Origin of the sequence: Streptomyces aculeolatus, assembly GCF_020400605.1 — a bacterium.
Classification (GTDB): Bacteria; Actinomycetota; Actinomycetes; order Streptomycetales; family Streptomycetaceae; genus Streptomyces; species Streptomyces aculeolatus.
Genome location: NZ_JAINRD010000011.1, coordinates 181,639 through 200,789, shown reverse-complemented (window position 1 = coordinate 200,789; position 19,151 = coordinate 181,639). Strand labels below are relative to the sequence as shown.

Here is a 19,151-nt window from a genome sequence, read left to right as displayed (position 1 = left end):
GTGCCGCGTACGCGCGTGCCGCGTACGTGCCTTGCGGGTACGCGGCACGGAGGCGGCCGGCGTCAGTCGTCGGCCGCGCGGTGGCGGTGCACGTGGAGGTGCGACCGCAGCCGCCCCGTGGACGGCAGTGAGGGGCGGGCGTTCATGATCGCGTCGAAGCGGAGCTGCTCCTCGCCGGACCGGTCCCCGGGCAGCGCCCGGAAGAGCCGGCGGTACTCGGCGAACAGGGCGTCGTAGATCGGCGTCCCCGAGGGGCGGGCGGCCGCGTGGGGCTCGTGGGCGGGACGCATGCCGGGAATCGCGTGGTATCGGTGCACACTCGTGCAACGAAGACGCGGTACGGAGGGATGCGGGTGCACGTTGCTCCGATCAGGTACCTGTGCTCCGAACGGGTTTGGGCTCACGTGCCCGTGAGGGGCATCGTCGCCCCGACGAGCAGCCCGCGCGCGGCGGCCTGCGCCAGCGCCTCGCCGAGCAGGTCCTCCCGCGGCTGGCGCCCGATCGCGCCGGCGGGCGCGGCGTAGACCAGCACCTCCTGCTCCTTCGCCGCGGCGGCCCGCCAGCCGTCCGAGACGTGCAGCGGCTGGTGCGCCTGCCACCAGGCGGTCGGCGGCTGGCCCGCGGTGCCGGGCTGCATCACGGCGTGCAGCTGGCCGGCGACGAGCAGCACGGACCAGCCGGTCGCCGGCGCCGGCGGCTTGACCATGTCCATCACGGGCAGGAAGCCGCTCTCGATGAGCAGCGGCAGGAAGTCGTCGCCGGGGCCCTCGGAGCCGGGCCGTACGACGGGTGCGGTGGGCTCGACGACCAGCGCGGGCCGGGCGTCCTCGCCGCACATCACCAGCCCGCAGGTGACGCCGAGCACCGCCTGCGCCTCGCCGTGGTCGCCGCCCGGGGCCGCGGGCGCGGTGGGCGACGGGGCAGGGGCCGGGGCGGCGGGCCCCGCGGGCTGCGCGAGCGCGGCGGGGGAGGTGTGGGAGGCGGCGGCCCCGGCGGCGACGGGGACCGGCGCCGGGGAGCCCGCGGGCGCCAGGGCGTCGGGGGAGTACGGCTCCGCCGGCACGGGGGCCGGGGCCGGGCTCTGCGCCTGCGGCTGGGCCTGGGCCGGCACGTCGTCCGCGGTGATCGACCGCACGGCGCCCTGCAACTGGTCCTCGGAGACCGGGACGACCTGCGAGGCGATGCAGGTGGCGTGGGCGAAGGCGAGCACCGCGGTCTCCTCGCCCACGAAGAGCACGGTGCTCGTCTGCTCCTGCGCGGAGTCGCCGGGGGCGCGGCAGGAGGTGCAGTCGTACGTGCCGGGGGCGGACTCGCCGGCGACGAGCCGGTCCGCCTCCTCGTCGCCGATCTCGGCGCGTACGGCGTCGCTCACTTCGAGCATGCGGGGCACGAGTCGCTCCTCGGTGTCGTGGTGCGTGTTCATCTGGGCACAACGGGCGATCTGTGTGCGGAGTCACGCCCCGGGCGGCGATTGCCGGAACGGGTTGCACGGACCGTAGGGAGTCGGTCGGAAATTCTCACTGTGGGTCAACTGATGTGCGAATCACGCTCGTTGATGCCGTGAGGCGAGACACAGCACGACCGAAGATTTGCCAGAAAAAGCCGGATTTGACCGGCGCGGCGATCTGTCCGATATTGATCGATACCCGCGGTAACCGGCAACTGGCCTCGAATAACGGGGTCTTGGTTGATTACGCCCGACAAGGCTGCCTAGATTCGGCCGCCGCGTGCACCGAGCACCGCCCGGGCAGGGGACCCGGGTCCACCGAGAGGAACGTATGCCTTTCCCGACGGGCGACATACGCGCCACCAGCAGTGACCGTACGACCAGTGAGGCAGGCACCACCATCAGCACGAGCACCAGCACCGCACGCAGGACCCGCCGGAACGCCGCCGTCGCCACCGGAGCCGCCGCGCTCCTGACCCCCCTCGCGCTCCTCGCCTCCGCCGCGCCGGCGGGCGCCGCGGACAGCGGGGTGTGGGACCGCATCGCGCAGTGCGAGAGCGGCGGCGACTGGTCCATCAACACCGGCAACGGCTACTACGGCGGGCTCCAGTTCGCCCCGTCGACGTGGGAGGCGTACGGCGGCACCGCCTACGCCGCGACCGCGGACCAGGCCAGCCGGGACCAGCAGATCGCGGTCGCCACCAAGGTGCAGGCCGCCCAGGGGTGGGGCGCCTGGCCGAACTGCTCCGTCGAGGCCGGCGCGTCCGGCTCCGCGCCCGCGGTCGGGCAGCCCGAGCAGCAGGAGTCCGCGGAGCCGCGTACGGAGCCGCGCGCGGACCGCGGCGAGCAGCAGCGGCAGCCGCTCCGGCGCGGCGACGGCAACTACACCGTCAAGGCCGGCGACACCCTCAGCCGCATCGCCGACGCGCACGGCACGCCGTGGCGCGAGGTCTACGAGGCCAACCGCGACGTCATCGGCGGCGACCCGGACGTCATCCTGCCGGGCCAGCGCCTGCACGTCTGACGCTCACGGCCCCTGCCCGCCGAGCCCCTCAGCGGGCCCCCGGGCGCCACGGCGCCCCACCTCGGCGGGCTCGCCGCTGAACACCACGTTGCCGCGACGGAGTTCGTGCACCACCGTCGCCGCGGCCGCAAGGCCGGGCGGCAGGCTCTGCTCCGCGACGACGACGGTGGCGGCGAGCCCGCCGAGCAGTTCGTGCGTACGGGCCGCCACCGCGGCCGACATCCCCTGGCCCGGCTCGTCGAGCAGGACGAGCCGGGCGGGGGACAGCAGCGCGCGGGAGACGGCCAGCATCCGCTGCTCGCCGCCCGAGAGGGTGCCGGCGCGGTGCGACAGCAGGCGCGCCAGCTCCGGGTACGCGGCGAGCGCACGGCCGGTGTCGCCGTCCGGGGCGGCGAGCCGCAGGTTCTCCGCGACGGTCAGCGAGCCGAACACGGCGCGCACTTCCGGGGTCAGCGAGAGCCCGCGGCGCGCGCGGGCGTACGCGGGCATCCCGGTGACGTCCGCGCCGCGCCACACCACGCGCCCGGCGGCCAGCGGCACGGTCCCGGCGAGGGCGCGCAGGGCGGTCGTCCGGCCGGAGCCGTTGCGGCCGAGCAGCACGGTGAGCCGGCCGGCGGGCACGGGCACGTCGACGCCGTGCAGGGCCTCCAGCGGGCCGTAGCGGACGCGGGCGCCGTGCAGGGCGATCTCGACGCTCACGGCGCCTCCGTAGGGGCGGGGCCCTCACCGGGCCCGGGTCCCTGAGCGGTCGCCGCGAGCACGCCGGCGGCGGTGCCGGAGGCGGCGATGCGGCCGGCGGCCATCGCGTAGACGGTGTCGGCGAGTTCGCCGACGAGTTCGAGGTCGTGCTCGACCACGAGCAGGGCCATGCCGTCGGCGGCGAGCGCGCGCAGGACGCGGACGAGGGCGGCGGTCTCTTCGGGGTCGAGGCCGGCGGCGGGCTCGTCGAGCAGCAGCACGCGGGGGGCGCCGGCGAGGGCGCGGCCGAGTTCGACGCGGCGCAGGGTGCCGGTGGGCAGGTCCTCGGCGGGCCTGTCGCGCAGCGGCCCGTCGAGGCCGAGGAGCCGCAGCACGCGGTCGGCGGCCGCGGGGTCGCGGACGCGGCCCTGCTCGGCGCCGACGCGGACGTTCTCCGCGACGGTCAGGGAGGGGAAGACGGCGGGCTGCTGAAACGTCCGCGCGAGCCCGAGCCGGTTGCGTGCGTGCGCGCTGCGCCGGGTCACGTCCCGCCCGTCGAGCACGACGTGCCCGGCCCGCGGCCGCAGGGTGCCGGCCAGGCAGTGGAACAGGGTGGACTTCCCGGCCCCGTTGGGCCCGACGAGCGCGGTGACCTGCCCGGGCAGGACGCGGATGCCGACACCGGAGAGCACGGAGAAGTCCCCGTACGAAACGGAGATGCCGCGGGCGTCGAGACCGGCCCCGGGGCGGTGCCCGCCGGGCCCGGCGGGCTCGCCGGGGCCTCCGGCGGCGGGCGAGCCGGCCGGCGCGGGGCGGCGGTGGCCGGGCCGGACCGCACCGGCCGAGCCGGAGCGGGGATGCGGCAGCCGGAGGGCGCCCCGACGGCCGGCGCCACCACCGGACCGCGCCGACGCGCCTGCCGGCTCGGCGGCCGCGGGGCCCGACTCGCCGGCGCCGGAAGGTGGTTGCGGGGCGTCGCCCCTGCGGGGCCCGGGTCGCCCCCGGCGGCCGTCGCCGACGTCCCCTGCCTGCCCCGCTGTGGCCGCCGCCGGGGCGCCCGTGTCCTTCGCCGAGCGCGGCCCCGGGCCCGCTGCCCGGTCGGTCCTACGCGCCCGCGGGCGTCCGCTGCCCGCCACCGTGCCCGCCGCCCCGGCCGCCAGCCTGGTCCGGGCGCGCATGCCCAGCGGAGTCAGCCCCGGCCGCCCGAGCCGGCGGCCCGCCGCCCGGTGGAGGGCCTCGTACAGGCCGCCCGGGAAGCGGCCCAGGAGGACCGCCAGGATGCCGATGACCGCCGCCGCCATGCCCCCGCGGGTGCCCGCGTCCAGCCCCACCAGCAGCGCGGCGGCCAGCAGCGCCCCCAGCATGCTGTCCGCACCCACCACGACCACCGCCGCGAACCACAGCAGCCCCCGTACCGGGTCGAAGGCGTTGGGGTCGAAGGCGCGGGCGCCCATCGCCAGCATGCCGCCGCCCAGGGCGGCCAGCGCGGCGCCGGCCGAGAAGGCGGCGACCTTCAGGGACGGCACCGGCACCCCCGCCGCGGCCGCGCCGGACTCGTGGTCCCGTATCGCCGCCAGCGCCCGCCCGGGGCGGCCCCGGCGCAGCGCCCGCGCCGCGGCCACCGCGCCGGCGAGCAGCAGCAGTTCGAGTACGTAGAACGCCCGGTCCCCGGTGAAGCCCGCGGGGCGGTCCAGCGTCAGGCCCGACGTCGCGTACGGCTGCGCGAAGACGAAGCGGCTCACCGCCACCCCCACCGCCAGCGTGACCAGCGCCAGCGCCAGGCCCTGCCGCCGGATCGCCGGATACCCGGTGAGCAGCCCCAGCGGCGCCACCAGCAGCACCGCGACGCCGAGCGCCACCAGCTCCGGCAGCTCTGGCAGCCCCGGGAACCGCCCCGCCGCCAGCAGCGCCGTGAACAGCGCCCCCAGCCCCGCGTACGCCGCCTGCCCCAGCGAGACCTGGCCGCCGCGCCCGGTGACGACCACCAGCGAAAGCAGCACCACCGCCAGCGCCGGCACCTGGACCGACGTGGTCAGGTCGGAGCCCGCGAAGCCCAGCGGCAGCAGGAAGAGCACCCCGGCGACCAGCCAGGTCCGCCCGTCGCCGGCCGCCGAGTCCAGGGTGCCGGCCGGCACCCGCAGGAAGCCGTCGCCGGAGTCCGCCCCGAGCCGGGGCAGCGCCAGCGCCGCCACCAGCAGCAGTACGGCGAAGAGGTTCGCGCCCAGCGCCTGCACCAACTGCTCGCCCCAGCCCTCCGGATGGAGCCGGGTCAGCTGCGCCTGCCCCACGCCGACCGCCAGCGCCACGGCCACGACCGCCGGCAGGCTCCGCAGCCCGGCCGCGACCGCGACCCCGATGACGGCCATGACCAGCAGCGGCAGCCCGTACGGGTCAAGCCGGTACTCCGGCGCCAGCAGTACGCCCGTGACCCCGGCCGTGAACGTGCCGAACGCCCAGCCGGCGTCCGCGACCCGGTCGGCGTCGATGCCGCTGAGCGCGGCGAGCCGCCGGTCGTCGACCACCGCCCGCAGCTCCCGCCCGAACCGGGTCCACCGCGTGACCGCCGCGACGGCAGCCGCCAGCGCCACCGCCGTACCGAGCTGCACCCACGGGTCGGACGGCAGCAGTTCCGGCGCGTCCGTCCGCGCACCCGTACCCCACAGGAGCCCCGCCGCCCCCATCAGCAGCACGAACACCCCGAGCGACGCCACCAGCGCCTGCGCGCCGCCCGCCCCGCCCGACCGCAGCACCGACAGCGGCCGGAAGACGAACCGACCCATGAGCAGCCCGATGCCGGGGGCGACGACGAGCAGGCTGACGGCCGCCGCCGCCCACAGCGGCCAGTTCCAGCCCACGGCGAGCTGGCGCATGACGTACGCGGTGAACATCGCGACCGCCCCGTGCGCCAGGTTGAGCACGCCGGTGGCGCGGTACGTGACGACGACGCCGATGCCGGAGAGCGCCGCGGCGCTGCCCACCGCGAGCCCGGCCAGCGTCAGTTCGTACGTGAGGGACACCTCACGCCTCCGGCGCGGCGGCCGTTCCGGGGCCCGGCTCGCAGACCGGGCACGGTGTCAACGCCCGCCCCTCGCCGCCGCCTTCGGCGCCGTCCGCGGCCCGGGCGGGATCCGCCACCGGTACGGCGCAGGACTTACCGGCGACGAGGGCGCAGCCGGGGCGGTGGTAGAGCGTCCCGCCGGGCACCGCCAGGTACGGGCCGGCCCCGCCGGCGCCCACCCCGGTCCCGCCGCCGGACCCCGCCCCGGCCCCGTCTTCGGCCCCGTCGCCGCCCCCGGTCCGGGGTCCCGGCTCCGCGGCGCCGCCCGTGCCTTCCCCGTCCGCCGCCACCAGCAGCCCGTACAACTCCTCCACCCGCGCCGCCGCGAGACCCTGGTCGCCCCGCGACAGCAGCACCGCCCCGGCGACGATCAGCGCCGCCCCCGGGATCGTGCAGGACGCCAGGTACGGGATCTGCCGCTCGGCGAACCGCTCGCCCGACACCCCGTACCAGCCGACGGCGCACAGCACGGCCCCCGCGGCGAGCGCGGCCCAACTGCCCCACCTGAGGGCCGTGGCCGTCAGCGAGTGCCCGCGCGCCGGGCCGGTTTGCCGCATTCTGCCCCCTGTGCATCGCCGCCGCTTGGGATGCACTATGCCGTGTGTGGTTCTACTGCGCAGTAGAGCGAACGGATCGGCGGGACACTCGACGCATGACGACGTTCAGGGGTGAGGACGGATGACCCGAGGAGCACGCACGCGCAGCGCCGCGTGGCTGGCCGCGGCGGTACTGCTCACGGGGCTGGGCGCGGCCGGCTGCGGGGACGACGGCGGGGGCACGGACACACCGGAGAAGCTGCCGAGCGCGCAGGCGTCGGAGAGCAGCCCCGCCGCGGAGGAGAGCGAGGACGCCGGCGACGGCGCGGGCGGCGCCCAGCCCGCCGACCCCGCAGCGGCGGAGAAGGAGATCGAGGAGAACTGGACGACGTTCTTTTCTCCCGACTCCGACGCCGACGCGAAGCTGGCGGTGCTGGAGGACGGCGAGGCGATGCGGCCGCTGATGGTCGCGTTCTCCGACGACAAGCGCTGGAAGCAGGTCGGCGCGGAGGTCACCGGGGTGGAGTTCGACTCCGCGGAGGAGGCGGACGTCACGTACGACATCGCCCTCAAGGGGCAGACGGTCGTGCCCGGCGCCACGGGTGTCTCGGTGCTGCAGGACGGCACGTGGAAGGTGTCGAAGCGGGCGATCTGCACGCTCGTCGAGATGAGCGGTTCGCCGGGCCCCGGGTGCTGAGTTGACCAGGCCGGGGGGTGCCGCGCTGGCGGCGGCCGCGCTTGTGCTGCTGACCGCGGCCTGCGGCAGCCGGGTGCCCGAGAGCGAGTTCACCGAGCGGCCCGCCGGTCCGCCCGGTGGCGCCGCGCCCTCGGGCGAGGCGCGCGGGGAGCCGGTCAGGGTCGGCGTCATCGCCAGCGAGACGAGCCCGGTGGGCGACGCGTTCAGCGGGCCGCAGGACGGCGCGCGGGCCTATTTCGAGGCGCTGAACGCGCGCGGGGGCGTGGGCGGCCGCCCCGTCGAGGTCGTCACCTGCGACGACGGCGGCAGCGGCCTGGGCAACAGCGACTGCGTACGCGAACTGGTGCTGAAGGAGAAGGTGTTCGCGCTCGTCGCCACCACCTCGCTGAACTACGCCGGCGCCCCGCAGGTCAGCGAGGCCGGCGTGCCGGACATCGGCGGCCAGCCGATCGGGGCCGCGTACGAGACGTACCCCCACCTCTACGGCATCTACGGCAGCCGCGCCCCGCGCACCGGCGGCAAGCCCGGCTGGGACGGCGACCTGTACGGCGGCACCGAGGTCTACCGCTACTTCAAGCGCGAGCACGGCGCCCGCACCGCCGCCGTCGTCTCGTACAACCAGGCGGCCTCGGCCTCCTACGCGCGCAGCGTGACCAGCGGCCTGGAGGCCGAGGGGTACGACGTCGTCACCGAGCAGGTCGACTTCTCGCTGCCGAACTTCGACGCGGTCGCCGCCGACCTGCGTGCCCGCGGCGTCGACCTCGTCTTCGACGCCGTCGACGCCGGCGGCAACGCCAAGCTGTGCCGGGCACTCGACGAGGCGGGCGTGGAGCTGACCGCGAAGGTCACCAACGTGCAGAACTGGAACTCAACCGTCCGCGAGGACTACGCCGACGCCGAACGCTGCCGCAACTCCCTCTGGGTCACCGGCTCCAGCCGCAACTACGAGGACACCGGCGACCCGGCGGTCAAGGCGTTCCGCGACGGCATGGACCGCTACGCGGACACCGACACCCGCTCCCAGTGGCAACTGGAGGGCTGGGCCGCCGCGATGTGGTTCGCGGACGCGGCGGAGTCGTGCGGCGCGGAGCTGACCCGCGGGTGCGTCGAGGACTTCATGGCGCGGGCGGAGCCGTACGACGCCGGCGGGCTGCTGCTGCCCGCCCGCTTCGAGCGGCTGCCCGACCCGCCGCGGACCCGGCCCACGTGCCTGTCCGCGGCCCGCTGGCAGGACGACGCGGCCGGCGGTGCGGGCGGCTGGGTCAGCCAGGGCGAGATGACGGCGAACTGCTTCACCGTGCCGCAGCTCCCCTACCGGCCCTGACCTGCCGTGATGCCGCCTCGCCGCGGCTGTGCGACGCTGATCCGGGGGACTGTCCGCACCGTCCCGAGGTACCCGATCGCCATGAGGATCTCCTTCCTGATCAGCAACGCGTACGCCGTCGGGGGCACCGTCCGGACCACCTTCACCCTCGCCCGCACGCTCGCCGAGCAGCACGACGTGGAGATCGTCTCGGTCTTCCGCCGCGAGGACGAGCCCTTCTTCGACGCCGGGCCCCGCGTGCCCGTACGCGCCCTCCTCGACGCCCGCCCCGGCAGCCCCGGATACGCGGCCGGCCACCCCGACCACGCCCTGCCCGCGCGCCACTACCCGCGCGCGGACGGCCGCTACGACCAGTACAGCGCGCTCACCGACCGGCTGCTGGGCGAGCACCTGCGCCACCTGGGCGCCGACGCGGTCGTCGGCACCCGCCCCGGGCTCAACGTCGCGCTCTCCCGGCACACCCGCCGCGGGGTGCTGCGCATCGGGCAGGAGCACCTGACGTTCGCGACCCACCCCCGGCGGCTGCGGGTGGCGCTGAGCGCCGCGTACCCGCGGCTGCACGCCGTCGTCACCATGACGGAGGACGACGCCCGCGCCTACCGCGCGCAGCTGCGGCTGCCGGGCGTGGCCGTGACCGCGATCCCCAACGGCGTGCCCGCGCCGGACGTACCGCCGTCCGACAACACCGCCCGCTGCGTCGTCGCCGCCGGCCGGCTCGCACCGCTCAAGCACTTCGACCACCTGGTCAAGGCGTTCGTACGGGTCGCGGACGCGCACCCCGACTGGCAGCTGCGGATCTACGGCGACGGCCCCCGCCACGACGCGCTGCGCGCCCAGATCGACCGCCTGGGCCTGTACAACAACGTCTTGCTCATGGGTGCCGTGCACCCGATGGAGACGGAGTGGCAGAAGGGCTCGATCGCCGCGCACACCTCCGTGCTGGAGTCGTTCGGGCTGTCCATCGCCGAGGCGATGCGCGGCGGCCTGCCGGTCGTCGCGACGGACTGCCCGCTGGGCCCGCGGGAGATCATCCACGACGGCGAGGACGGCCTGCTCGTGCCGCCGCGGAAGCCGGCGGCCGTCGCCCGCGGCCTGCTGCGGCTCATCGGCGACGAGGACCTGCGCCAGGAGATGGGCACCGCGGCGCTGGCGAACGCGGCGCGGTTCGACCCGGCGCGCGCCGCCGAGCGCTACGACGACCTCTTCGCCCGGCTGCACGCCCACCGCCCGACGCTGCCGCTCGCCGGCACGGTGCTGGGCGGGCTGTACGCCCACCGCACCCGGGAGGGCGCGGAGGCGGCCTGAGGGCCGCGCCTCACTCCGCCTCGGGGTCGGCCACGTCCCGCTCACCGGCCGGCCCGCGCTGCTCGTGCCCTACGGCGTACGGGTGGTGCAGGTCGAAGGCCGGCGACTCGGAGCGGATCGGCGGCAGGGTGGTGAAGTTGTGCCGCGGCGGCGGGCAGGAGGTGGCCCACTCCAGGGAGCGGCCGAAGCCCCACGGGTCGTCCACGTCGACCTTCTTGCCCTCCTTCGCCGTGTGCCACAGGTTGTACAGGAACGGCAGCGTGGAGGCGCCGAGCAGGAACGCGCCGATCGTGGAGACGGTGTTGAGCGTGGTGAAGCCGTCGGCGTCCAGATAGTCCGCGTACCGCCGCGGCATGCCCTCCACGCCCAGCCAGTGGTGCACGAGGAACGTGGCGTGGAAGCCGACGAACAGGGTCCAGAAGTGGATCTTCCCCAGCCGCTCGTCCAGCATCTTTCCGGTGAACTTCGGCCACCAGAAGTAGAAGCCCGCGAAGGTCGCGAACACCACCGTCCCGAAGACCACGTAGTGGAAGTGGCCGACGACGAAGTACGTGTCCGTGACGTGGAAGTCCAGCGGCGGCGAGGCCAGCAGCACGCCCGTCAGCCCGCCGAAGAGGAAGCTGACCAGGAACCCGATCGACCAGAGCATCGGCGTCTCGAAGGACAGCGAGCCGTTGACCATCGTGCCGATCCAGTTGAAGAACTTCACCCCCGTGGGCACCGCGATCAGGAACGACATGAGGGAGAAGAACGGCAGCAGTACCGCCCCGGTCGCGAACATGTGGTGCGCCCACACCATGATCGACAGGCCCGTGATGGCGATGGTGGCGGCGACGAGCATGACGTAGCCGAAGATCGGTTTGCGGGAGAAGACCGGGATGATCTCGCTGATGATGCCGAAGAACGGCAGCGCGATGATGTAGACCTCCGGGTGGCCGAAGAACCAGAACAGGTGCTGCCACAGCAGCGCCCCGCCCACGGCCCCGTCGAAGACGACCGAGCCGAACCGCCGGTCCGACTCCAGCACCAGCAGCGCCGCCGCCAGCACCGGGAACGCCATCAGGACGAGGATCGAGGTGAACAGGACGTTCCAGGTGAAGATCGGCACCCGGAACATCGTCATGCCGGGTGCGCGCATCGTGACGATCGTGGTGAGGAAGTTGACCGCGCCGAGGATCGTGCCGAAGCCCGCCAGCGCCAGCCCCATGATCCACAGGTCGGCGCCGATGCCGGGGGCGTGCACCGGCCCGTTGAGCGGCGCGTACGCGAACCAGCCGAAGTCCGCGGGCCCGCTCGGCGTCAGGTAGCCGCTCAGCACGATCAGCCCGCCGAAGAGGAACAGCCAGTACGACAGCATGTTCAGCCGCGGGAAGGCCACGTCGGGCGCGCCGATCTGGAGCGGCATGATCTCGTTGGCGAACCCGGCGAACGTCGGCGTCGCGAAGAGCAGCAGCATGATCGTGCCGTGGATGGTGAACGACTGGTTGAACTGCTCGTGGCTGAGGATCTGCATCCCCGGCCGGGCCAGTTCGGCCCGCATCACCATCGCGAGCAGGCCGGCGAAGAGGAAGAAGGCGAACGAGGTGATCAGGTAGAGATGCCCGATCTTCTTGTGGTCGGTGGTGGTCAGCCAGTCCACCACCACCGAGCCGTGCCGCCGGGGGCGCGGGGGAGCAGGTGCCGGTGCCGGTGCCGCCTCTGTCGTCCCCATCGCCTCTGCACCTTCCGCTCGTAGCCCACGTGTGACGGCGCGCGCGTCCACGGCACGACGGTGCCACCGGTGTACGGATCCGGCGCGCTACGCGCGTTCGCCCGGTGTGTCGCGCAGAGCCGCCCGGAGGATTTATGCGGAGCTGACACCGGGCTCCGCCGACAGGGGGAAATTCGATGAATTCCAGGGGGCCCGGCGGGTAAACAGCAGGTGCGATTAGCAGCGCTGACAGCAATTTCCGATAGCCCGTCAGGAGGTGCCTCTCGGACGCCTGTACGGGGCCTCTCACGGGCCCCTCGGCGGCCGGGGGGCGCTGTGACAGAAGTGTGACCCGCGGTGAACAGGGCCGGGACATCCCCGTGGTCCGTCGCCCTACCGCGGCCGTGACCAGGGGCATAGCGTGGGCGTCATGGCGACTCCACCGAACGTGCCGACACCGTCCTCGAACCCCGACGACGACCCCGAGAGCTACGTCGGCCTGGCCGCCGCCGACGCCGAGGAGCGGGCCAGGGGCCGCGGCTGGACCACGGTCCGCCCGCTACCCCCGGGGGCCATCATCACCATGGAGTTCATGGGCGGACGGCTCAACTTCACCGTCCAGGACGGCCGGGTCACGCGCTGCTGGGTCGGGTAGCGCGGGTCAGCCGCCGGTGCGCGCCTGCGGCCGGCCGCCGGGGCGGTCCGACGGCGGGCGGCGGTGGCCGGCCGGGGTGACGGGCGGGCGCTCCTGCCGTGTGGCGTGGGGGCGCGGCGCCAGGTGCGGCCAGGTGTCCGGCCGGGCGGCCGTGCCCTGTCCCGAGCTGACCCGGGCCATCTCCCGCGCGGCCTGCGTGCCGGCGCCCGTGGGGCGCTGGGAGACGATCGACACGCGCGTGGCCAGCGGCGACAGCGAGGCGGGTGCGGGCGTGCCGGCGGCCGGGGAGCCGCGCAGCCGGTCGCGCAGGTGCAGCAGCCAGGCCTCCGCGCGGGCCACGCCGGGCTCGAACCAGGGCAGGGCCAGCAGCACGAGCAGGCCGGCGACCCAGCCGAGCAGCACGTCGCTGAGCCAGTGCGTACCGAGGTAGACGGTCGTGCCGCCGACGCCCAGCGCCACCATCGCGCAGACCACCGAGGCGGTCCTGCGGGCCCCCGGCGTCGTCGCCAGATAGGCCACGACGCCCCAGGTCACGACGGCGTTCGCGGTGTGACCCGAAGGGAATATATCGCCGCCCGCCCACATCTCGTTCGAGCCGATCTGGGTGGCGTAGTGCGGGCCGAGCCGGCCCATGCCGATCTTCGCCGCGCCGACCGTGAGGTTCAGCAGGAGCAGCGAGCCGGCCAGCATGAACAGCGGGCGCAGGGTGTGCTGCCGCCAGGAGCGCCAGCCGAGCCAGGCCAGCACGGCGACGGCGGTGGGGGCGCGCTGCCCGAGCACCACGAAGTAGTCCAGGAAGGCGTGGAACTCCGGCCACTGCTTGTACGGCCGGAAGAGCATCAGCTGCCAGTCGAGGTGCACCAGCCACGATGTGGTCACCACGGCCGCGACGATCGCCGCGTAGACGGCCAGCGACGACCAGAACAGCCACAGCCGGGTCCTGGTCATACGCGGCCGCCTGCCGCCGTCTGTGGTCGGACGCTCCGCTCCCTGCGGACGTCTCTCTTCGGTTCGCACAGAATCGACGCTACATCGCCGACTGCGGCGGATTGACCAATCGGCCGGATCTGTAATGCCTATGTGATGTGGACTGCGTCGTCAACGGCACTTACCCCACCGCCTTTTCAGGACTCACGTCTTCCGCTTTCTGGGAATATCTGAGTACGGCCAATCGGTCAATTGTTTTTCGCGCTCCTCCGTTTATCGGAGATTCGCCGCGCCGTTGCGGACCGTTCGCCCGGTGGTCGACCGGGCTCGCCGGCACGGGTGTGTGACCGGCGCCACACATCGTGCGCAATGCCCTCAACCAGTGACTTCCCGGACCGGGGGCGCGCAATCATGGCACGTCAGCGGAGCTGTTCCGACACGAGGGGTCCTGAGGCGGTCAGACGCAGCCAGGAGACAGCCAGAGATGGTCGGAGACAGTCGGAGGCGGACCGGAGCCGGGCTGGAGCACCGCCGGAGATGCGCTGGAGTCGGGCAAGAGGGGGACAAGAAGGGTCAAGTTCCGCCGCAACCGGTAGCGCCGTCAACGCAACGGGTAGCGGCGCCGTCCGCTTCCGGAGGACTCGCGTACGCTGTCGACTCGCGCGAGTCCGGGAGGTGCGTAGATGTCAGGAACGGCCACGGCCACGAGCCCGCCGCGGGACGTTCCCGGCGCCCACGGCGGCGGCGCCGGACGCTGGACCGTGCTGGCCGTCCTCTGCTCCAGCCTGCTGCTCGTCGCCCTCGACGCCACCGTCCTGCACGTCGCCGTCCCGGCGCTCACCGAGGACCTCAAGCCCGGCGCCGTCGACCTGCTGTGGATCGTCGACGCCTACCCCCTCGTCGCCGCCTCCCTGCTGATCCTCTTCGGCACCCTCGGCGACCGCGTGGGCCGCCGCCGCGTGCTGCTCCTCGGCTACGCGATCTTCGGCCTGGCCTCCGCGCTCGCCGCCGCGGCGAGCGACCCGCACGTGCTGATCGCCGCCCGCGCCCTCCTCGGCGTCGGCGGCGCCATGATCATGCCGGCCACGCTGTCGATCCTGCGCCAGGTCTTCCCGGACCGCCGCGAGCGCGCCGCGGCCATCGGGCTGTGGAGCGCCACCGCGGCCGTCGGCGCGGCCATCGGGCCGCTGCTCGGCGGCTTCCTGCTGGAGCACTTCTGGTGGGGTTCGGTCTTCCTGATCAACATCCCGCTGATGGTGATCGCCGTGCCCGTGGGCCGCTGGCTGCTGCCGGAGTCCACCGCCGACCGGGCCGGCCCCTGGGACGTCCTCGGCGCGCTGATGGCGGCGGCCGGCCTCTTCGGCGTCGTCCTGGCCCTCAAGCAGGCCGGCGCCGGCGACGGGCCGCTGCACCCGGCCGTCTGCTGCCCGCTGCTCCTCGGCTGCGCCCTCCTCGTGCTCTTCGTCCGCAGGCAGCGCCGCCGCGCCCACCCGCTCGTCGACTTCCACGTCATCTCCTGCCGCTCCTTCGGCACCGCGGTCGGCTGCATCGTCCTCGCGCTCCTGGCCCTCGTGGGGCTGCAGCTCGTCGCCGTGCAGTACATGCAGCTCGTCCTCGGCCTCAGCCCGCTGCAGACCGGCCTGCGGCTGATCCCGCTGACCCTCGCCGCCGTCGCCGCGGGGCTCGCGGGCTCCCGGATGGTCGCCCGCCTCGGCCCGCGCCTGATGGTCGCGATGGGCTTCCTGCTCACCGCCGTGGCCGTCGCCGGGCTGATCAGCCTGGGCGAGGAGGACCGCCCGCTGGTGCTGTGCGCGGGCTTCGTGCTGCTGGGGTACGGGCTGGAGACGACCATCTTCGGCGCGTACGAGTCGATGCTCAGCGAGACCCCGGCGGAGCAGGCCGGCGGGGTCGCGGCCATCGGCGAGACCTCGTACCAGCTCGGCGCGGGCATCGGGATAGCGCTGCTGGGCAGCGTCATGAACGCCGTCTACCGCCCCGCGCTCGGCAGCGTGCCCGGCGTGCCGTCGAGCGCGACCGACGCGGCGGGCAACTCGCTGGGCGAGGCGTACGAGACTGCGGGCGAGCTCGGCGGCGCGGCCGGTGCCACGCTGCGGGACGCCGCGCGGGACGCGTTCGTGCAGGGCATGCACGTCACGCTGGCCGTCAGCGCCGGGCTGCTGCTGCTCGGGGCGCTCACGGCGCTGCGGCTGCCGCGGTCGATGGAGTGCGGCGAGCCCGGCGAGGCGGGTGCCGCCCCGGCGAAGGACGCCGGCGCGGCGAAGGACGCCGTCCCGGCGGCATCGCCCCGGGAGCGGCGCGAGCGGGGTGCGGCGGACGGCGTACGGGACGGCGGTGCCGGCCGGCGGGTGCGGGGGCGGAGTGCGGGGCCCCGGCCCGTACCGCGTGTGCGAGACGTCACGCCGCGTGCGGGGAGGCTGGACGACCCCGAATACGCGCAAGTAGCGTCGGCGCGTGACCCCGAGGGACCGCCGGAGGACGACAGCCATGCCAAGCACTACGCCGCCGTTCAACCCCGCCGATCCGCTGGGAGTTGACGACCTCCTCGGCCCCGAGGACATCGCGGTCCGCGACACCGTCCGCGGCTGGGCCGCCGACCGCGTCATGCCGCACATCGCCGAGTGGTACGAGAGCGGCGAACTGCCCGGCATCCGCGAACTGGCCCGCGAGCTGGGCGCGATGGGCGCCCTGGGCATGTCGCTGACCGGCTACGGCTGCGCCGGCGCCTCCGCCGTGCAGTACGGGCTGGCCTGCCTGGAACTGGAGGCCGCCGACTCCGGCATCCGCTCGCTGGTCTCCGTGCAGGGCTCGCTCGCGATGTACGCCATCTGGCGGTTCGGCTCCGAGGAGCAGAAGCAGCAGTGGCTGCCGCGGATGGCCGCAGGCGAGGTCATCGGCTGCTTCGGCCTGACCGAGCCGGACCACGGCTCGGACCCGGCCGGGATGCGCACGTACGCGAAGCGGGACGGCTCGGACTGGGTGCTGACCGGCCGCAAGATGTGGATCACCAACGGCTCGGTGGCCGGCGTCGCCGTGGTGTGGGCCCGTACCGACGAGGACATCCGCGGCTTCGTCGTCCCGGCCGACGCGCCCGGCTTCGCCGCGCCCGAGATCAGGCACAAGTGGTCGCTGCGCGCCTCGGTCACCGCCGAGCTGGTCCTCGACGAGGTGCGGGTGCCCGCCGACGCGGTGCTGCCGGAGGCCGCCGGGCTGCGCGGCCCGCTGAGCTGCCTGACGCACGCCCGCTACGGGATCGTCTGGGGAGCCATGGGCGCCGCCCGGTCGTCCTTCGACGCGGCGCTGGAGTACGCCCGTACCCGCGAGCAGTTCGGCAAGCCGATCGGCGGCTTCCAGCTCACCCAGGCGAAGCTCGCCGACATGGCCGTCGAACTGCACAAGGGCGTGCTGCTCGCGCACCACCTGGGGACCCGGATGGACGCCGGCACGCTCCGTCCGGAGCAGGTGAGCTTCGGCAAGCTCAACAACGTCCGCGAGGCGATCGAGATCTGCCGGACCGCCCGCACGATCCTGGGGGCGAACGGCATCTCGCTGGAGTACCCGGTGATGCGGCACGCCACGAACCTGGAGTCGGTGCTCACGTACGAGGGCACGGTGGAGATGCACCAGCTCGTGCTCGGCAAGGCGCTGACGGGCCTGGACGCGTTCCGGGGCTGAGCCGTACGGCCCAGCCCCGGTCGCTGTCGTCGTGCCGCCGCCGTCGCGTCAGCTCTGGTTGAAGAACCCGCCCTGCGTGGAGCGGGGCACCTCGCCCGGCACGATCGCGTACTCCGCGGGCGTCAGCAGGAAGACCCGCGTCGCCACGCGCTCGATGGAGCCGCGCAGCCCGAAGGTCAGGCCCGCCGCGAAGTCGACGACGCGCTTGGCGTCGGCGGCCTCCAGCATCGTGAGGTTCACGATGACGGGGACGCCCTCGCGGAAGAGTTCGCCGATCCCGCGCGCGTCGCGGAACCCGTCCGGCGACACGGTGGCGATACGGCGCCCTTTCTCCTGGGCGACCTGGGACGCCACGCGCACGCGCGGGTCCGTCGTCCAGGCGGCGTCTCCCTGGGTGTTGTCCGCGCTGTCGTCTTCGTACCCGTCGTAGTAGCGCTCGTCTTCGTTGTCGTCGACGAGGCCGAGCCAGGCACTAGCCCTGCGTACCGATCCCATGACGCCTCCTCTCTCTCCCGCGGCGTGGGCTGTCCCCGGAGTCCGGGGATGTCTGTCCGCTCACCTATGGTCATCCATGATGCGGATGATGTGCCAATCAGATAGAGGGCACGGGCCGGCTTCGTGACAGTACTGGCACAGAAACGGCTGTCGGTTCGTCAGAGTTCCCCCGGTGCAGGGGGTCTGACGGGGTGACAGGAGATTTCCGCGGGGCCGGACGGGTGTTTCGGCCTCCGCTCGGGTGGTTCGCGCGCTGTTCGAGTGGTCGGCGGCGGGGCCGGGCCGGTCGGACCGGCCGGGGGGCGCGATTGCGCCAACATGTGCCAGTGCCTACTTGTGCACACCTGTCATCGTCTGAATACTCTCAGCAGCGCTTGTCAGGGGCACGACGAAAATAAGGGGCCGCACCCCCACGGCCGGGCGTACGGAAGCCGGCCGGGCGAGCCCTCCCATGTTTTCTCCGCCCCGTGGCTGCGCCTCACGGACCTGCCCGCCGGCGGGTCCCCGAGCACACTCGGAGGATTGAGTGAGGATCAAGCGCACACCCCCACTGAGCGGCACCAAGAAGCGACTGCGGCTGGTGGCCGCGCTGACCGCCGCCCTGGCCGGCGCCGCGCTCGCGGTACCGGCGTCGGGCGCCGCCCAGCAGCCCGAGGGCTTCAGCGCCGCCACCCTGGCCAGAGCCGACGACGCGGTGCTCGCCGCCGACGTCGGCGGCACGGCCTGGGGCGTCGACAAGAAGACCGGCACCCTCGTCGTCAGCATCGACGAGACGGTGACCAACGCCGAGGTGGCCCGCATCAAGCGGACCGCGGGCGCCGACGCCGACGCGCTGCGGATCGAGCGCATGAAGGGCAAGCTCCAGAGCTACATCAACGGCGGACAGGCGATCTACGCCTCGAGCTGGCGGTGCTCGCTGGGCTTCAACGTCCGCAGCGGCGACACGTACTACTTCGTCACCGCCGGCCACTGCACCGACGGCGCGGGCACGTGGTACAGCAACTCCGGCCGCACCACCGTCATCGGCCCGACCTCCGGGTCGAGCTTCCCGACGAACGACTACGGGCTGGTCCGGTACAGCAACACCGCGCAGACCCACCCGGGCACCGTGAACCTGTACAACGGCAGCAGCCAGGACATCACCCGCGCCGCCAACGCGACCGTGGGCCAGTCCGTGCAGCGCAGCGGCTCCACCACCGGCCTCCACGGCGGCAGCGTCACCGCGCTGAACCAGACCGTGAACTACGGCGGCGGCGACATCGTGTACGGCATGATCCGCACCAACGTGTGCGCCGAGCCGGGCGACTCCGGCGGCGCGCTGTTCTCCGGGACGACGGCCCTCGGTCTGACCTCCGGCGGCAGCGGCAACTGCTCGAGCGGCGGCACGACGTTCTTCCAGCCGGTCGTGGAGGCGCTGAACGCCTATGGCGTGAGCGTCTACTGACCCCGACGCACGGGGCCTGACCGCCCCGGCCGCCGCCCCCGCCCGGACCCCCACCGGGCGGGGGCGGTGCGGTTCCGGGCCCGCCGGAGGCACCCGGAGGCCGGGCTTTCCGGGGCGTACCGCCCGGCCCTCCGGAGGCACCCTCCGAAAACTGTCCCGGGCGCGGCGGCGGAGCTAC

At 74.2% G+C, this 19,151-nt stretch carries 16 protein-coding genes; 8 read left to right on the top strand and 8 right to left on the bottom strand.

Annotated elements, in window-relative coordinates; translation table 11 throughout:
• Window positions 1-62 precede the first annotated feature (62 nt).
• The gene (locus tag LG396_RS20185) at window positions 63-290 is read right to left on the bottom strand and encodes a hypothetical protein (RefSeq protein ID WP_018837353.1); all 228 of its coding nucleotides are present in this window, start codon (window positions 288-290) and stop codon (window positions 63-65) included.
• A 110-nt stretch (window positions 291-400) separates the two neighbouring features.
• Window positions 401-1,381: a DUF8842 C-terminal domain-containing protein gene (locus tag LG396_RS20180; RefSeq protein WP_504968208.1), complete on the bottom strand. Its 981-nt coding sequence runs from the start codon at window positions 1,379-1,381 to the stop codon at window positions 401-403.
• A gap of 397 nt (window positions 1,382-1,778) precedes the next feature.
• Here LG396_RS20180 and LG396_RS20175 point away from each other — a divergent pair, with 397 nt between their 5' ends.
• The gene (locus LG396_RS20175; protein WP_018837355.1) at window positions 1,779-2,471 is read left to right on the top strand and encodes a LysM peptidoglycan-binding domain-containing protein; all 693 of its coding nucleotides are present in this window, start codon (window positions 1,779-1,781) and stop codon (window positions 2,469-2,471) included.
• A gap of 3 nt (window positions 2,472-2,474) precedes the next feature.
• Here the strand turns inward: LG396_RS20175 and LG396_RS20170 are convergent, their stop codons facing one another.
• The 3 genes from LG396_RS20170 to LG396_RS20160 are packed head-to-tail and all read right to left on the bottom strand — an operon-like array spanning window position 2,475 to window position 6,677.
• Window positions 2,475-3,170, bottom strand: a complete 696-nt coding sequence (locus LG396_RS20170) for an ATP-binding cassette domain-containing protein (protein WP_225795826.1) — start codon at window positions 3,168-3,170, stop codon at window positions 2,475-2,477.
• Window positions 3,167-6,166, bottom strand: a complete 3,000-nt coding sequence (locus LG396_RS20165; protein WP_225795825.1) for a branched-chain amino acid ABC transporter permease/ATP-binding protein — start codon at window positions 6,164-6,166, stop codon at window positions 3,167-3,169. The genes LG396_RS20170 and LG396_RS20165 overlap by 4 nt, the downstream gene beginning before the upstream one ends.
• Window position 6,167: 1 nt before the next feature.
• Window positions 6,168-6,677: a hypothetical protein gene (locus LG396_RS20160; protein ID WP_225795844.1), complete on the bottom strand. Its 510-nt coding sequence runs from the start codon at window positions 6,675-6,677 to the stop codon at window positions 6,168-6,170.
• A 208-nt stretch (window positions 6,678-6,885) separates the two neighbouring features.
• Here LG396_RS20160 and LG396_RS20155 point away from each other — a divergent pair, with 208 nt between their 5' ends.
• The 3 genes from LG396_RS20155 (at window position 6,886) to LG396_RS20145 (ending at window position 10,069) form a co-directional block, all read left to right on the top strand.
• Window positions 6,886-7,440, top strand: a complete 555-nt coding sequence (locus LG396_RS20155; RefSeq protein ID WP_027767463.1) for an MTB12 C-terminal domain-containing protein — start codon at window positions 6,886-6,888, stop codon at window positions 7,438-7,440.
• Window position 7,441: 1 nt separating this feature from the next.
• Window positions 7,442-8,764, top strand: a complete 1,323-nt coding sequence (locus tag LG396_RS20150) for an ABC transporter substrate-binding protein (RefSeq protein WP_225795824.1) — start codon at window positions 7,442-7,444, stop codon at window positions 8,762-8,764.
• A gap of 81 nt (window positions 8,765-8,845) precedes the next feature.
• Window positions 8,846-10,069: a glycosyltransferase family 4 protein gene (locus LG396_RS20145; protein ID WP_225795823.1), complete on the top strand. Its 1,224-nt coding sequence runs from the start codon at window positions 8,846-8,848 to the stop codon at window positions 10,067-10,069.
• A gap of 10 nt (window positions 10,070-10,079) precedes the next feature.
• Here the strand turns inward: LG396_RS20145 and ctaD are convergent, their stop codons facing one another.
• The gene (ctaD, locus tag LG396_RS20140; RefSeq protein WP_225795822.1) at window positions 10,080-11,780 is read right to left on the bottom strand and encodes an aa3-type cytochrome oxidase subunit I; all 1,701 of its coding nucleotides are present in this window, start codon (window positions 11,778-11,780) and stop codon (window positions 10,080-10,082) included.
• Window positions 11,781-12,189: 409 nt separating this feature from the next.
• Here ctaD and LG396_RS20135 point away from each other — a divergent pair, with 409 nt between their 5' ends.
• Window positions 12,190-12,414: an I78 family peptidase inhibitor gene (locus LG396_RS20135; protein WP_051102894.1), complete on the top strand. Its 225-nt coding sequence runs from the start codon at window positions 12,190-12,192 to the stop codon at window positions 12,412-12,414.
• 6 nt (window positions 12,415-12,420) lie between these two features.
• Here LG396_RS20135 and LG396_RS20130 read toward each other — a convergent pair whose 3' ends face one another.
• Window positions 12,421-13,362, bottom strand: coding sequence for a phosphatase PAP2 family protein (locus LG396_RS20130; RefSeq protein WP_018837364.1), 942 nt, complete (start codon window positions 13,360-13,362; stop codon window positions 12,421-12,423).
• Window positions 13,363-14,024: 662 nt separating this feature from the next.
• On the opposite strand from LG396_RS20130, the gene LG396_RS20125 reads away from it, so the two are divergent.
• Entirely contained in the window at window positions 14,025-15,896 is a 1,872-nt protein-coding gene (locus tag LG396_RS20125) for an MFS transporter (protein WP_225795820.1), read from the top strand.
• Window positions 15,847-17,034, top strand: coding sequence for an acyl-CoA dehydrogenase family protein (locus LG396_RS20120; protein ID WP_225795819.1), 1,188 nt, complete (start codon window positions 15,847-15,849; stop codon window positions 17,032-17,034). Before LG396_RS20125 ends, LG396_RS20120 begins: the two co-directional genes overlap by 50 nt.
• 48 nt (window positions 17,035-17,082) lie before the next feature.
• Here LG396_RS20120 and LG396_RS20115 read toward each other — a convergent pair whose 3' ends face one another.
• On the bottom strand, window positions 17,083-17,529 hold the full coding sequence (locus LG396_RS20115) for a cell division protein SepF (protein WP_037746485.1): 447 nt from the start codon (window positions 17,527-17,529) through the stop codon (window positions 17,083-17,085).
• A gap of 526 nt (window positions 17,530-18,055) precedes the next feature.
• On the opposite strand from LG396_RS20115, the gene LG396_RS20110 reads away from it, so the two are divergent.
• Window positions 18,056-18,973, top strand: a complete 918-nt coding sequence (locus tag LG396_RS20110; protein WP_225795818.1) for a S1 family peptidase — start codon at window positions 18,056-18,058, stop codon at window positions 18,971-18,973.
• Window positions 18,974-19,151: the final 178 nt, after the last annotated feature.